The organism is Streptomyces sp. NBC_01431, assembly GCF_036231355.1.
Taxonomy (GTDB): Bacteria; Actinomycetota; Actinomycetes; order Streptomycetales; family Streptomycetaceae; genus Streptomyces.
The window spans coordinates 5,885,623-5,899,617 of sequence record NZ_CP109496.1; the positions used below are offsets into that span (position 1 = coordinate 5,885,623).

General features: G+C 71.2%; 13 protein-coding genes. 7 read left to right on the forward strand and 6 right to left on the reverse strand.

Features of this window, described 5'->3' with window-relative positions; translation table 11 throughout:
* Positions 1 to 7: 7 nt before the first annotated feature.
* Complete coding sequence (gene cobT, locus OG522_RS26850; RefSeq protein ID WP_329465565.1) at positions 8 to 1,093, reverse strand: nicotinate-nucleotide--dimethylbenzimidazole phosphoribosyltransferase; 1,086 nt, start codon at positions 1,091 to 1,093, stop codon at positions 8 to 10.
* Between the two features lie 30 nt (positions 1,094 to 1,123).
* Positions 1,124 to 2,320 carry a bifunctional adenosylcobinamide kinase/adenosylcobinamide-phosphate guanylyltransferase gene (locus OG522_RS26855; RefSeq protein WP_329465566.1) on the reverse strand — a complete coding sequence of 399 codons (1,197 nt, stop codon included), beginning with the start codon at positions 2,318 to 2,320 and terminating at the stop codon, positions 1,124 to 1,126.
* Positions 2,321 to 2,398: 78 nt separating this feature from the next.
* On the opposite strand from OG522_RS26855, the gene OG522_RS26860 reads away from it, so the two are divergent.
* Entirely contained in the window at positions 2,399 to 2,608 is a 210-nt protein-coding gene (locus tag OG522_RS26860) for a hypothetical protein (RefSeq protein WP_329465567.1), read from the forward strand.
* Between the two features lie 39 nt (positions 2,609 to 2,647).
* Here OG522_RS26860 and OG522_RS26865 read toward each other — a convergent pair whose 3' ends face one another.
* From OG522_RS26865 to OG522_RS26875, 3 genes are all read right to left on the reverse strand, one after another.
* Positions 2,648 to 3,736 carry a S1C family serine protease gene (locus tag OG522_RS26865; protein WP_329465568.1) on the reverse strand — a complete coding sequence of 363 codons (1,089 nt, stop codon included), beginning with the start codon at positions 3,734 to 3,736 and terminating at the stop codon, positions 2,648 to 2,650.
* Positions 3,737 to 3,833: 97 nt separating this feature from the next.
* The gene (locus OG522_RS26870) at positions 3,834 to 4,568 is read right to left on the reverse strand and encodes a class I SAM-dependent methyltransferase (RefSeq protein ID WP_365438395.1); all 735 of its coding nucleotides are present in this window, start codon (positions 4,566 to 4,568) and stop codon (positions 3,834 to 3,836) included.
* Positions 4,569 to 4,627: 59 nt separating this feature from the next.
* The gene (locus OG522_RS26875; protein ID WP_329465570.1) at positions 4,628 to 5,224 is read right to left on the reverse strand and encodes a DUF3043 domain-containing protein; all 597 of its coding nucleotides are present in this window, start codon (positions 5,222 to 5,224) and stop codon (positions 4,628 to 4,630) included.
* A gap of 286 nt (positions 5,225 to 5,510) precedes the next feature.
* Here OG522_RS26875 and OG522_RS26880 point away from each other — a divergent pair, with 286 nt between their 5' ends.
* From OG522_RS26880 to OG522_RS26900, 5 genes are all read left to right on the forward strand, one after another.
* Positions 5,511 to 6,305, forward strand: coding sequence for a PspA/IM30 family protein (locus OG522_RS26880; protein ID WP_329465571.1), 795 nt, complete (start codon positions 5,511 to 5,513; stop codon positions 6,303 to 6,305).
* 19 nt (positions 6,306 to 6,324) lie between these two features.
* The gene (pspAA, locus tag OG522_RS26885) at positions 6,325 to 6,603 is read left to right on the forward strand and encodes a PspA-associated protein PspAA (protein ID WP_329465572.1); all 279 of its coding nucleotides are present in this window, start codon (positions 6,325 to 6,327) and stop codon (positions 6,601 to 6,603) included.
* 104 nt (positions 6,604 to 6,707) lie between these two features.
* Entirely contained in the window at positions 6,708 to 7,925 is a 1,218-nt protein-coding gene (locus OG522_RS26890) for a sensor histidine kinase (protein WP_329465573.1), read from the forward strand.
* Positions 7,922 to 8,611: a response regulator transcription factor gene (locus tag OG522_RS26895; RefSeq protein WP_329465574.1), complete on the forward strand. Its 690-nt coding sequence runs from the start codon at positions 7,922 to 7,924 to the stop codon at positions 8,609 to 8,611. The genes OG522_RS26890 and OG522_RS26895 overlap by 4 nt, the downstream gene beginning before the upstream one ends.
* Before the next feature lie 204 nt (positions 8,612 to 8,815).
* The gene (locus OG522_RS26900) at positions 8,816 to 11,932 is read left to right on the forward strand and encodes an efflux RND transporter permease subunit (protein ID WP_329465575.1); all 3,117 of its coding nucleotides are present in this window, start codon (positions 8,816 to 8,818) and stop codon (positions 11,930 to 11,932) included.
* 99 nt (positions 11,933 to 12,031) lie between these two features.
* Here the strand turns inward: OG522_RS26900 and nadA are convergent, their stop codons facing one another.
* Positions 12,032 to 13,249, reverse strand: a complete 1,218-nt coding sequence (gene nadA / locus OG522_RS26905) for a quinolinate synthase NadA (protein ID WP_329465576.1) — start codon at positions 13,247 to 13,249, stop codon at positions 12,032 to 12,034.
* A 344-nt stretch (positions 13,250 to 13,593) separates the two neighbouring features.
* Here nadA and OG522_RS26910 point away from each other — a divergent pair, with 344 nt between their 5' ends.
* The gene (locus OG522_RS26910) at positions 13,594 to 13,950 is read left to right on the forward strand and encodes a HesB/IscA family protein (RefSeq protein WP_030933606.1); all 357 of its coding nucleotides are present in this window, start codon (positions 13,594 to 13,596) and stop codon (positions 13,948 to 13,950) included.
* The last annotated feature ends 45 nt before the right edge of the window (positions 13,951 to 13,995 follow it).

Genomic DNA, 13,995 nt, shown 5'->3' on the forward strand with positions numbered 1-13,995 from the left:
CCGCGGCTCACTCGTCGCTGCTCTCCTCTGGGCTCTCCGTGCGCCGGTCGGTGCGCTCGGGCAGCTCCGCGGCCAAGGCGGCCGCGGCTTGTACGAGGGGAAGAGCGAGCAGTGCCCCGGTTCCTTCGCCCACTGTGACGCCATGATCGAGCAGAGGGTTGAGCGCCAGCCGGTCCAGCGCCTTCGCCTGGCCCGGCTCGCCGCTCAACTGGCCCGCGAGCCACCATTCCGGAGCCCGGAAGGCCGCCCGCTGAGCCACCAGCGCGCAGGCTGACGCGACGACCCCGTCCAGGATCACCGGCAGTCTGCGCACCGCACACTGCAGCAGGAAACCGGTGGTCGCGGCAAGGTCCGCGCCGCCCACCGCGGCCAGAAGTTCCAGCTGGTCGCCGAGAACCGGCCGGGCCCGGCGCAGCGCGTCCCGGATCGCCGCGCACTTGCGCATCCACGCCAGATCGTCGATCCCGGCGCCGCCGCGCCCGGTGACCACCGAGGCGTCCGTCCCGCACAGCGCCGCGATGAGCACCGCGGCGGGGGTGGTGCCGCCGACGCTGACGTCGCCGAGCACCACGAGATCGGTGCCGGAGTCGGCCTCCTCGTCGGCGATCCGCACCCCGAGCCGCACGGCCGCCTCCGCCTCCTCGACGGTCAGCGCGTCCTCGACGTCGATGCGCCCGCTGCCGCGCCGCACCCGGTGGCGTACGACGTCCTCGGGCAGCAGCGCGGGATCGCAGTCAAGACCCGCGTCGACGACGCGGACCGGCACGCGCCGGCCCCGGGCGAGCACCGCGACCGGGCTCGCGCCGTCCAGGATCGCGCGTACGAGTGTGTGCGCGGAGCCCGCCGGGCGGGCGGAGACGCCAAGGTCGGCCACGCCGTGGTCGCCCGCGAACAGGACCACGCGGGGCCGCTCGACGGACCGGACCGGGCTGGCGCCCTGAGCCGCCGAGAGCCAGGTGGCCAGTTCGTCGAGCCGGCCGAGCGCGCCGGGCGGCACGGTCAGCCGCTCCCGGCGTTCCTCGGCGTCCCGGCGCACACCGTTGTCGGGGCGTTCGATCAGATCGGAGAAGTCGTCCAGGTTCAGCCTGCTCATCTGCCGAACAGTACCGGCAGCCCGCCGCGGTCAGCCGCGCAGCGTGAGCGCCTGCCCGGCGACCACGAGGAGCACCTGCTCGCACTCGGCGGCGAACACCGCGTTCAGGCGCCCCAGTTCGTCCCGGAAGCGCCGTCCCGAGGAGGTGGCCGGCACCACGCCCGACCCCACCTCGTTGCTCACCACCACCAGCGTGCGCGAGGTGGCGCGGACCGCGGCGACCAGTTCGGCCGTACGTTCCCTCAGCGCCCGCTCGCCGCCCGCCGCCCACTTCTCGTCGTCCCAGGCGCCGACCCGGTCCATCGCGTCGGTCAGCCACAGCGCCAGGCAGTCGATCAGCAGTGGCGGCCCCGACTCCTTGAGGAGCGGCGCCAGTTCGCAGGTCTCCTCGGTGCGCCACGAGGAGGGCCGGCGCTCGCGGTGCAGTCCGACCCGCGCCGCCCACTCCGCGTCCCCGCTCCGCGAGCCGCTCGTCGCGACGTACACGACCTGCGGAAAGCCCTCCAGACGCCGCTCGGCCTCCACCGACTTCCCCGACCGCGCGCCGCCCAGGACCAGCGTGCGGCGTGGCAGATCGGGCACCGCGTGGTACTCGCCGACCACCAGCGTCGTCCCGTCCGGCACCGCGCGGGCGCCGAGCGCCGCGAGCCGGCGCGTCAACTCCCGGCCGGGCGGCACATCGTGGTCGAGGTGCACGGCGATCACATCGGTGGCCGGCCCGATGCCGCCCGCCGCCCGCAGCCGCGCCAGCGCGTCGGGCCGCCCCGCCACATCGGCCACCACCATGTCGTACGGACGCACCTCGGCCGGGCCCGAGGGCGCGCCGCCCGGCGGCAGGTACAGCAGCCGGTCGCCCTCCGGGGACGTCACCTCGTATCCCGTACCCGGCGAGTCGAGGGGGACCGCAAGCACCCGGTGGCCGCTGATCAGCGTCAGCCTGCGGCCGTCCGGCACCCGTCCGGCCGCGGGCAGCCCGGCGGGCAGTTCCATGGCGGGCCCGTCGTGCGGATGGGTGAGCAGCACCTGCCGCACGCCCGCCAGCGAGTGCCCGGCGCGGGCGGCGGCGAGCGCCGCGCCCGGGGTGAGGTCGAGCAGCAGCGCGCCGTCGACGAGCAGGGCGGTCGCGGCGCGCACCCCGCTGCCGCGGGCGACGGCGCACGCGGCGCAGGGACAGTCGGGGCGCGGCAGCCCGGCGGGGGCCCCGGTGCCGAGGAGAGTCAGTTCCACGGCACGATCCTCCCGCGTCACCGGCCCTCTTGCGCGCCCGGTTACGCTGCGGGCAGCAACGTGACCCAGGAGGCGGACATGGCGTGGACGTGGCGTTTCGAGAAGTCGGACGGTTCGGAGGTCGAGCCGGCGGTGGCGCCGGAGGACTTCACTACCCAGGGCGATGCGGAGTCCTGGATCGGCGAGGTGTGGAAGGACCTGCTCGAAGGCGGCGCCGACCAGGTCTTCCTCTTCGAGGACAGCACACAGATCTACGGGCCGATGAGCCTGCACGCCGAACAGGTCTGACCCCGGCGCGGCCGGGGCGCCGCGCGCCCCCGGCCGCGCTCACACCTCGCCCAGCGTGACCTCGGCGGTCTTCCTGACCCCGTCACGCAGGTACGTCACCTCGATCTTCTGTCCGGGCTTGTGCGCGGCCAGCGCCTCCGTCAGCGAGGTGATCGTCGTGATGTCGGTGCCACCGGCCTTGACGACGATGTCGCCCGGTTTCAGGCCCGCCTTGGCCGCGGCGCCGTCCGCCTTGGCGTCCACGATCGCGACGCCCGCGGGCTGGTAGCCGCTGTCCACCACGGTGCGTCCGGTGATGCCGAGCGCGGGCCGCCCCGAGTCGGTGACCTTGCCGCTCTTGATGATCTGGTCGGCGACCGTCCGCACCATCGACACCGGGATCGCGAAGCCGATGCCGGGTGCCGCGCTGCCGCCCATGTCCGGATCGGTGGCGGCGAGGGTGGGGATGCCGATGACCTCGCTGTCGAGGTTGACCAGCGCGCCGCCGCTGTTGCCGGGGTTGATCGCGGCCGAGGTCTGCACCATGTTGGCGATGGTCGCCCCGGTACCGCCGCCGCCCTGGCCCTCCGAGACGGTGCGGCCGGTCGCGGAGACGATGCCCTGGGTGACGCTGGAGGACAGGCCGAGCGGCGAACCCATCGCCAGGACGATCTGCCCCATCTCGACCTTGGCCGAGTCGCCGAACCTGGCCGGCTTCAGCCCGCTCGGCACGGAGTCGAGCTTGATCACGGCGAGATCCTGCTCGGGATAGGCCGCCACCAGCCGCGCGGTGATCGCCGAACTGCTGCCGGAGGTCCAGACCTTGAAGGTCCGCCCGTTGCCCACGACATGGGCGTTGGTGACGACGTGCCCCTGACCGTCGTAGACGATCCCCGAACCGAGACTGTTGGACGCGTCGATCTGCACGACCGACGGCAGCACGTTCTTGATCACCCGCTGGTAGTCGCTCTGCAGGCTGTCGGTGACGGATCCGCTGCTGCGGGAGGTCGACGCCGAGGGGCTCGACGGCTCCCTCGGCGCGGCGGAGCCGGACTGCGAACACCCGCCGAGGAGCCCGGAGATGGCGACGACGGCGGTCACGATCGGCACGGTACGGCGCACCCGGCTGCGGCGAAGAGATGCATCCATGGCAGGAGTATCCCTTTTGCCCGATATGGCGTCCTGTCGATGGGACCGATCAGGTACCGGAGCCCCGGGCGGGGCCCACTCGGCGGATACCCCTGCCTCAGCCCCGTACGCCGAACAGGTGCAGCAGCGCCGCGACCTGGCGATAGGGGTCGGTGCGAGCGGCCCGGTCCTCGGCCGCGAGCAGCCGCTCCAGCTCGTCGGCGGCCGGCAGCTGCGCGTCGTCGGGCGCGTTGTCGGTGAACACCCGCACCCCGTACCAGGCGTGCAGCGGCGCCGCGATCCCGTCGAGCGTGCGGGTCAGCACGGCCAGACGGTCGGCGCGCACCGCCAGACCCAGGCGGTTGGTGTACGAATCCGTGTCGAAGGCCGACAGGGCGCCCGGCCAGTCCCCGGCGAGCCCCGAGCGCATGGCCAGCGCGTCCGCGTTGCGCACGAGCAGCGAGAGCAGCCCGCCCGGGGCGAGCATCCGGGCCAGCCCCGCGAGCATCGCGTCCGGGTCCTGGACGTACATCAGCACCCCGTGGCAGAGCACCACGTCGAAGGAGCCCGGCAGGAAGTGCACGCCGGTCTCGCGACCGTCGCCCTCGATCAGCCGGACCCGCTCGCGGATACCCTCGGGCTCGGTGGCCAGCGCCTCGCGCGCCACCTTCAGCATCTGCGCGTCGGACTCCAGGCCCGTCACCGAGTGCCCGGCGCGGGCCAGGCGCAGGGCCTGGGTGCCCTGGCCCATGCCGACGTCCAGGACCCGCAGGCGCTGGCCCACCGGGAAGCGGGCGGCTATCTGCTCGTCCAGCTGACGGGCCACGAGTTCCTGGCGGACGACGTTGCGCAGCCCGCCGAGGCCCTTCAGCCAGGCACCGGAGGCGCCGGCGAACCCGGACGCATCCGGACTCAGGGCCGCTCTCCGCGCTTGACCTGCGGCTTCGGCAGCCGCAGCCGGCGCATCTGGAGCGTGCGCATCAGACCGTAGGCGACGGCGCCCTTCTTCGGCTCGTCCGGGAAGCGGGCGGCCAGCGCCCTCTTCAGACGGAAGGCGAGCCCGATCGAGTCGACGACGATCAGCACGATCACGACGAGCCACAGCAGCAGCGAGAGGTTCTGCAGGCTGCCAATGCGGATCATCGAGAGGACCAGGATGATCACCGCGAGCGGCAGGAACATCTCGGCGACCGAGAACCGGGAGTCGACGAAGTCGCGGACGAACTTGCGCACCGGCCCCTTGTCGCGGGCCGGGAGGTAGCGCTGGTCGCCGTTGGCGAGCGCCTCGCGCTGCTTTGCCATGTCGATCCGGCGCGCCTCGCGCTGGCGCTTGGCGGCCTCCTTGCGGTCGGTCGGCACGGTCGAGGCCCGGCGTCGCTGAGTCTGCGCCTCACTCCGCTTGGGAGTGGGGCGCCCCTTGGGGGCCTCGGGGTCGCGGGGCTGCTTGGAGAGGTCCGCCGTCACCTTGGTGGTGGGGGCCTTCTCTTCATTGGAACGGCTACGGAACACAATCCCCAAGGGTACGGGGTGCGCGGCATGGACCCCAGGCCGGTGGGGAACGATCCGGCAACGCCTTGCGTCTGTACGGTCGCGAGCGACCGTGCGCAATGCCCGGTTTCCCAACGGTTTCCCAGGGGTCACCTACTCCTTGCGCCTGATCGGCGCGGAGCGTAGTCGTCCTTGGGGATGAGCGCATCGTTGCCCGAACAGTGCGGTAATGGATGCAGGGCCCGTACTGTGGGTTCTGTTGCAGCAGCTGGAGCTGGAGTCCGTCAGAAGGGGGCGCGCGAAGCCCATGAGCGGTGTCATGAAGCGTATGGGGATGATCTTCCGCGCGAAGGCGAACAAGGCCCTTGACCGGGCCGAGGACCCTCGCGAGACCCTCGATTACTCGTACCAGAAGCAGCTGGAGCTGCTCCAGAAGGTACGCCGGGGCGTCGCCGACGTGGCGACCTCCCGCAAGCGTCTGGAGCTGCAGCTCAACCAGCTCCAGAGCCAGTCCTCCAAGCTGGAGGACCAGGGCCGCAAGGCCCTCTCGCTCGGCCGTGAGGACCTGGCCCGCGAGGCCCTGTCCCGCCGTGCCTCGCTCCAGCAGCAGGTCACCGACCTGGAGACGCAGCACCAGACCCTCCAGGGCGAGGAGGAGAAGCTCACCCTTGCGGCCCAGCGTCTCCAGGCCAAGGTCGACGCCTTCCGTACGAAGAAGGAAACGATCAAGGCCACCTACACGGCGGCCCAGGCGCAGACCCGGATCGCCGAGTCCTTCTCCGGCATCTCCGAGGAGATGAGCGACGTCGGCCTCGCCATCCAGCGGGCCGAGGACAAGACCGCGCAGCTCCAGGCGCGGGCCGGCGCGATCGACGAACTGCTTGCCTCCGGCGCCCTCGACGACCAGTCGGGGCTCGCCAAGGACGACATCCAGACCGAGCTGGACCGGCTGTCCGGTGGTACGGATGTAGAGCTGGAACTGCAGCGGATGAAGGCCGAGCTGATGGGTGGCGGAGCAAGCGGCCAGCAGGCCATCGAGGGCGGCGCCGCAGCTCCCCAGGACAAGGCCCCGCAGCAGAGCCCGCGCTTCGACAAGCAGTGACGAGCGGCAGGAGACGTTCATGATCGTCCGGATCATGGGGGAGGGGCAGGTGAAGCTGGTGGACAGCCACTTCGCCGAGCTCAACAAACTCGACGACGACCTCCTCAATCATATGGAGGCCGGTGACGAGGAGGGCTTCCGCACCACCCTCGGTGCGCTCCTCGACGCCGTCCGCCGCCTGGGCGAGCCGCTGCCCGACGAGGCGCTGGAGCCGTCCGAGCTGATCCTGCCCGCCGCGGACGCCACCCTGGACGAGGTCAAGGACATGCTTGGCGACGACGGCTTGATCCCGGGCTGATCCGGGCCTGAGACGGGCCCGTTCCGGGGTGATCCGGGGCCCAGCCGGGCCCGTTCGCGGGCTGGGCGGGCCGCGGGCTTCGGCGCGTTCTACGGTAGGTGACCGTGACCCTCGTCGACCGTGCCCGTCCCTGGCTCAAGGCGCACCCCCTGGCCCTCGATGCCGCACTCGCCTTCGGCGTACTGCTCTGCATGGTCGTCAGCTCCTTCGCCGACCCGCACGGGCCGAACGGGCCCACCTTCGGCACCCGTACGCCGGGGCTCCGCTCACTCGTCCTGATGACACTGGCCGCGGCCGCCCTCGTCCTGCGGCGGCGCCGGCCCATGCCGGTGCTCGCCTGCACCGGGGCGCTCGCCACGGTCGAGCTGTGCCTGGGCGCGCCGCCCGCGCCCGTCGCGATGAGCGCCGTCGTCGCGCTCTACACGGTCGCCGCCCACACCGACCGCCCCACCACCTACCGGGTCGGCGTGCTCACCATCGTCGTCCTCACCGGTACGGCGATGCTCTTCGGCGCCCCGCCCTGGTACTCCCAGGAGCACCTGGGGGTCTTCGCCTGGACCGGCCTCGCCGCGGCCGTCGGCGACGCGGTGCGCAGCCGGCGCGCCTTCATCGACGCCATCCGCGAGCGCGCCGAGCGCGCCGAACACGGCCGCGAGGAGGAGGCCCGCCGCCGGGTCGCCGAGGAACGGCTGCGGATCGCCCGCGACCTCCACGACGTCGTGGCCCACCACATCGCCCTCGTCAACGTGCAGGCCGGCGTCGCCGCCCACGTCATGGACAAGCGGCCCGACCAGGCCAAGGAGGCCCTCGCCCACGTCCGCGAGGCGAGCCGCTCCGCATTGGGTGAACTCCGCGCCACCGTCGGCCTGTTGCGCCAGTCCGGCGACCCTGCAGCGCCCACCGAACCGGCCCCGGGCCTTGCGGTCCTCGACGACCTGCTCCGCGGCTTCCGGCGCGCGGGGCTGCCCGTCGAGCTGGCCCGTACCGACCACTCCCCGCTGCCCGCGTCCGTCGACCTCGCCGCGTACCGGGTGATCCAGGAGGCCCTCACCAATGTGCGCAAGCACGCGGGGCCCGGAGCCAGGGCCGAGGTGAGCGTCGTGCGGGTCGGCCCCAACGCCGAGATCACCGTCATCGACAACGGCGCCGGCGGCGCCGAGAGCGACGGCGGCGGCCACGGTCTGCTCGGCATGCGCGAGCGCGTCACCGCGCTCGGCGGCAGGTGCACCGCGGGGCCCCGCTACGGCGGCGGCTTCCGCGTGCAGGCGATACTTCCGGTCGAGGCCGCGGGGAGCGAGGCCCAGGGGGAAGGCAGTTCATGACGATCAAGGTGGTACTCGCCGACGACCAGGCACTGCTGCGTTCGGCGTTCCGCGTCCTGGTGGACTCCGAACCCGACATGAAGGTCGTGGGGGAGGCGGCCGACGGCGCGGAGGTCGTGGACGTGGTCCACGCGACGATGCCGGACGTCGTCCTGATGGACATCCGGATGCCCGGGACCGACGGCCTTGCCGCGACCCGGGCCATCACCGCCGACCCCGCGCTCGCCGCCGTCCACGTGGTCATGCTGACGACCTTCGAGGTTGACGAGTACGTCGTGCAGTCGCTGCGCGCCGGCGCCTCGGGCTTCCTCGGCAAGGGCGCCGAGCCCGAGGAGCTGCTCGGCGCGATCCGGATCGCGGCGGCCGGCGAGGCGCTCCTTTCGCCGGCCGCGACCAAGGGCCTCATCACCACTTTCCTTGCGCAGGGCGGCAGTTGGGACGGCAGCGGCCAGGACCCGCGGCGACACGGCGAACGGCTTGCCGCGCTCACGGTCCGCGAGCGGGAGGTACTCGTCCAGGTCGCGGGCGGCCACTCCAACGACGAGATCGCCGAACGCCTCGCCGTCAGCCCGCTCACCGTCAAGACCCACGTCAACCGCGCGATGGCCAAACTGGGCGCCCGCGACCGTGCCCAGTTGGTGGTCATCGCCTACGAATCGGGACTGGTCCGCCCACGGGTGGACTGAGGGGTGGAGCGCGGCGTACTGCGGCTGCGGTATGCGCGGCATAAGGAAAGGCACCTGGGAGCGACGAACCGGGGCCGTCCTATGGCCGAGGGTGGTAAGCGGGGGCCGGGACTTCCCGGGTGATGTGCCGCCGGGCACGGTCCGGCCCGTCTGCCCTCCTGCTGGGTATCGCCGCTCGCACGCCACAGAAGAGAGACCCCACCCATGTCCTGGCTGTCCAGATTCAGCCTCGCGCAACGGGCCCTGATAGGCCTGACGTCGATCGTCGCGATCGTCTTCGGGGCGATCGCCATTCCGCAGCTGAAGCAGCAATTGCTGCCCACCATCGAACTGCCGATGGTGTCGGTGCTCGCCCCCTACCAGGGCGCGTCCCCCGACGTGGTCGAGAAGCAGGTCGTCGAGCCGCTCGAAAAGAACATCAAGGCCGTCAGCGGAGTCAAGGGCATCACGTCCACGGCGTCCGAGGGCAACGCCGTGATCATGGCGACCTTCGAGTACGGCACCGGTACCAAGCAGCTCGTCGCCGACATCCAGCAGGCCGTCAACCGGTCCCGCAACCAGCTGCCGTCGGAGGTCGACCCGCAGGTCGTGGCCGGCTCCACCGACGACATGCCGGCCGTCGTGCTGGCGGTGACCTCCGACAAGGACCAGCAGGCGCTCGCCGACCAGCTCGACCGCACGGTCGTCCCGGTCCTCGAAGACATCCAGGGCGTCGGCCGGGTCAGCGTCAACGGCGTCCAGGACCTCCAGGTCAACGTCACGCCCGACGCCAAGAAGCTCGCCGCGGCCGGCCTCGACACCATGGCGCTCGCCGACGCCCTGAAGGCGGGCGGCGCGACCGTCCCCGGCGGCTCGTTCGCCGAGGACGGCAAGAGCCGTACGGTCCAGGTGGGCAGCCCGTACACCTCCGTGAAGCAGATCCAGGACCTGCGGATCAAGCCGCACCAGGGTGGTGCGGTTCGCCTCGGCGACATCGCCACCGTCCAGCAGGAGCCCTCCAAGCGGGTCTCCATCACGCGGACCAACGGCAGGCCCAGCCTCGCGGTGATGGCCACCATGGACCACGACGGCAGCGCCGTCGCCATCTCCCAGGCCGTCAAGGACAAGCTGCCCGGCCTGAAGAAGGACCTTGGCTCGGGGGCGGAGCTCACCGTCGTCTCGGACCAGGGCCCGCAGGTCTCCAAGGCCATCTCCGGCCTGACCACCGAGGGCGCGCTCGGCCTGCTCTTCGCGGTGATCGTGATCCTGCTCTTCCTGGCCTCGGTCCGCTCCACCCTGGTCACCGCGGTCTCCATCCCGCTGTCCGTGGTCCTCGCGCTGGTCGTGCTGTGGATCGGGGACTACTCGCTCAACATGCTCACCCTGGGCGCGCTGACGATCGCGATCGGCCGGGTCGTCGACGACTCGATCGTGGTCCTGGAGAACATCAAGCGGCACCTCGGCTACGGCGAGGAGCGCCACTCGGCGATCCTCGCCGCGGTCAAGGAGGTCGCCGGGGCGGTCACGTCCTCCACCCTGACCACGGTCGCGGTGTTCCTGCCGATCGGTCTGGTCGGCGGCATGGTCGGTGAGCTCTTCGGGTCCTTCAGTGTGACGGTCACCGCGGCCCTGCTCGCCTCGCTGCTCGTCTCGTTGACCGTGGTCCCGGTCCTGTCGTACTGGTTCCTGCGCGCGCCGAAGGCGATCGCGGGCATCGACCCGGGCGAGGCGCGCCGCACGGCGGAGGAGAAGGAGACCAGGTCCCGCCTTCAGCGGACGTACGTCCCGGTGCTCCGCTTCGCGACCCGCCGCCGCCTCACCAGCGTGCTGCTGGCGGCCGTCGTCCTGATCGGTACGTTCGCGATGGCCGGCCTGCTGAAGACCAACTTCTTCGACCAGGGCAAGCAGGACACCCTCTCGATCAAGCAGGAGCTGGCCCCCGGTACCAGCCTGGACGCGGCGGACGCGGCGTCCAAGAAGGTCGAGCAGATCCTCGCCGCCGACCCGGCGGTCAAGAGCTACCAGGTCACCGTCGGTTCCTCCGGCTTCATGGCGGCCTTCGGCGGCGGCACCGGCGCCAACCAGGCCTCGTACACCGTGACGCTCAAGAACGCGGACGACTACGACAAGGCGCACGACCGTCTCGAAGCGGCCCTCAAGGGCCAGCCGGGCGACCCGGCCATCTCGACCGGCGGCGGCTTCGGCAGCCAGGACCTGAGCGTCGTCGTCAAGGCGGCCGACGCGGACGTCCTGAAGAACGCCTCGGAGCAGGTCCGCCAAGCGGTCGCGAGCCTCAAGGACGTCAGCGACGTCCAGAGCGACCTGGCGCAGAGCGTGCCCCGGGTCTCGGTGCAGCCCAACGACAAGGCGACCGACGCGGGCTTCAACCAGGCCACGCTCGGCGCGGCCGTCGCCCAGCAGGTGCGCGGCACGCAGGTCGCCAAGGCGGTCATGGGCGACTCCGAGCGGGACGTCTACATCACCTCGGCCAACCCGGCCACCACCGTCGACCAGCTCAAGAACCTTGTCCTCGGCCCGGTCAAGCTCGGTGACATCGCCGACGTGAAGCTGGTTCCGGGGCCGGTCTCGATGACCCGGATCGACGGCGCCCGCTCCGCGACCATCACCGCCAAGCCGGTCGGCGACAACACCGGCAAGGTCAGCGCCGACCTCCAGGCCAAGATCAAGGATCTGAAGCTGCCGGCCGGCGCCACCGCCTCCATCGGCGGGGTCTCCTCCGACCAGTCGGACGCGTTCAAGAACCTGGGCCTGGCGATGCTGGCGGCGATCGCGATCGTCTTCATGCTCCTGGTCGCGACGTTCAAGTCGCTGATCCAGCCGCTGATCCTGCTGGTCTCCATCCCGTTCGCGGCGACCGGCGCGATCGGTCTGCTGATAGCCACCGGCACCCCGATGGGCGTCCCGGCGATGATCGGGATGCTGATGCTGATCGGCATCGTGGTGACCAACGCGATCGTCCTGATCGACCTGATCAACCAGTACCGCGGGCAGGGCCTCGGGGTGGTCGAGGCGGTCGTCGAGGGCGGCCGCCACCGCCTGCGCCCGATCCTGATGACGGCGCTCGCGACCATCTTCGCGCTGCTCCCGATGGCGCTCGGCATCACCGGCGAGGGCGGCTTCATCGCCCAGCCGCTCGCGGTCGTGGTGATCGGCGGTCTGGTGACGTCGACGCTGCTCACCCTGCTCCTGGTCCCGACCCTCTACGCGATGGTCGAGCTCCGCAAGGAGCGCAAGGCCACGAAGAAGGCCGCCAAGCGCGCCAGGAAGTCCGGGGGTTCGGCCCCCGCCGACTCCGACCACCTGGAGCCGGCCAACGCCTGACCGGCGCCCGTACGACGAAGGCCGCCCCCACCGGTGGGGGCGGCCTTCCGTCGTTCTGTGGGCCAGAGCCAGGGCCAGGGCCAAAGCCAGGGCCAGAGGCTACGGCAGCGCCAGCATCCGCTCCAGGGCCAGCTTCGCGAAGCTCTCGGTCTCCTTGTCGACCTGGATCTGGTTGATCAGCTTGCCCTCGGCGAGCGACTCCAGCGTCCACACCAGGTGGGGGAGGTCGATGCGGTTCATGGTCGAGCAGAAGCAGACCGTCTTGTCGAGGAAGACGATCTCCTTGTCCTCGGCGGCGAAGCGGTTGGCCAGGCGCCGCACCAGGTTCAGCTCGGTGCCGATCGCCCACTTCGAGCCGCGCGGCGCGGCCTCCAGCGCCTTGATGATGTACTCGGTGGAGCCAACGTAGTCCGCGGCGGCCACCACCTCGTGCTTGCACTCGGGGTGCACCAGGACGTTCACGCCCGGGATCCGCTCGCGCACGTCGTTCACCGAGTCCAGCGAGAAGCGGCCGTGCACCGAGCAGTGCCCGCGCCACAGGATCATCTTGGCGCCCCGCAGCTCCTCGACGGTGAGCCCGCCGTTCGGCTTGTGCGGGTTGTAGAGCACGCAGTCCTCCAGCGACATGCCGAGGTCGCGCACCGCGGTGTTGCGGCCCAGGTGCTGGTCCGGCAGGAACAGCACCTTCGCCGAATCGGGCTCTCCCTGCTCGAAGGCCCAGTTCAGGGCGCGCTCGGCGTTGGAGGAGGTGCAGATCGTGCCGCCGTGCTTGCCGGTGAACGCCTTGATGTCGGCCGAGGAGTTCATGTAGGAGACGGGCACGACCTGATCGGCTATGCCGGCCTCGGTCAGTACGTCCCAGCACTCGGCGACCTGCTCGGCGGTGGCCATGTCGGCCATCGAGCAGCCCGCCGCGAGGTCGGGAAGGACGACCTTCTGGTCGTCACCGGTCAGGATGTCCGCCGACTCGGCCATGAAGTGCACACCGCAGAACACGATGTACTCGGCCTCGGGCTTGGCGGCCGCGTCCTTGGCCAGCTTGAACGAATCGCCGGTCACGTCGGCGAACTCGATGACCTCGTCGCGCTGGTAGTGGTGGCCGAGGATGAAGACCTTGTCCCCGAGCTTCGCCTTCGCGGCGCGGGCGCGCTCCACGAGGTCCGGGTCGGAGGGGGAGGGAAGGTCGCCGGGACACTCCACCCCGCGCTCGCTCTTGGGGTCGGCCTCGCGGCCGAGCAGCAGCAGGGCGAGCGGCGTCGGCTGGACATCCAGTTCGACGCGGTCCTGACGGGGCTGGGCGGTGGTCACGTCACGCACCCTTTCTTTTCTGCAGCGAGCCGGGGACAGGTCTTTTCGTCTAAATGACGCTATCTATCATAACCGCTTCACGTCACTTTGACGATGGCCATAGTGTCGATGTGACGCATCCGCTCCGTGTTCGCTCCGGCCCCGCCTCCCGGCCGCTTCTCCGCCCACTCCCGGCGTGAGCCGGCCAACAGGTTGTCCACAGCCCTTTCCCTGCCTGCCTCCCGGTGTGCGAGCATGAAAGGGAAGAGCACGAAGACGGAACGGAAAGACAAGCGCCGCCCCGGAATGAATCCGGGGCCCCTGCGGTTGCAACCGTCGGCAAGCAGTCTCCGTACAACCCGGGAGAGAAGCAGATGTCCGTATCGGACGAGACCACCACCGTGAGCGACGGCATCCTCCTGTCCGACGCCGCCGCCGCCAAGGTCAAGGGCCTCCTTGAGCAGGAAGGCCGGGACGACCTGGCGCTGCGTGTCGCCGTTCAGCCCGGCGGCTGCTCCGGCCTGCGCTACCAGCTGTTCTTCGACGAGCGTTCGCTCGACGGCGATGTCGTCAAGGACTTCGACGGCGTCAAGGTCGTCACCGACCGCATGAGCGCTCCCTACCTGGGCGGTGCGTCGATCGACTTCGTGGACACCATCGAGAAGCAGGGCTTCACGATCGACAACCCGAACGCGACGGGCTCCTGCGCCTGCGGCGACTCCTTCAGCTAGACCTCGCGCGGCCGGCCGCCATGCGGCCCGGCGGCAGACGCAAGG

What these genes read in the sequence shown, in the direction of transcription:
- OG522_RS26895 (WP_329465574.1), top strand. Translation starts at nt 7,922, where the DNA reads ATGACGATCAAGGTGGTACTCGCCGACGACCAGGCACTGCTGCGTTCG.
- OG522_RS26900 (WP_329465575.1), top strand. Translation starts at nt 8,816, where the DNA reads ATGTCCTGGCTGTCCAGATTCAGCCTCGCGCAACGGGCCCTGATAGGC.
- cobT (WP_329465565.1), bottom strand. Translation starts at nt 1,093, where the DNA reads ATGAGCAGGCTGAACCTGGACGACTTCTCCGATCTGATCGAACGCCCC.
- OG522_RS26880 (WP_329465571.1), top strand. Translation starts at nt 5,511, where the DNA reads ATGAGCGGTGTCATGAAGCGTATGGGGATGATCTTCCGCGCGAAGGCG.
- OG522_RS26865 (WP_329465568.1), bottom strand. Translation starts at nt 3,736, where the DNA reads ATGGATGCATCTCTTCGCCGCAGCCGGGTGCGCCGTACCGTGCCGATC.
- OG522_RS26860 (WP_329465567.1), top strand. Translation starts at nt 2,399, where the DNA reads ATGGCGTGGACGTGGCGTTTCGAGAAGTCGGACGGTTCGGAGGTCGAG.
- pspAA (WP_329465572.1), top strand. Translation starts at nt 6,325, where the DNA reads ATGATCGTCCGGATCATGGGGGAGGGGCAGGTGAAGCTGGTGGACAGC.
- OG522_RS26910 (WP_030933606.1), top strand. Translation starts at nt 13,594, where the DNA reads ATGTCCGTATCGGACGAGACCACCACCGTGAGCGACGGCATCCTCCTG.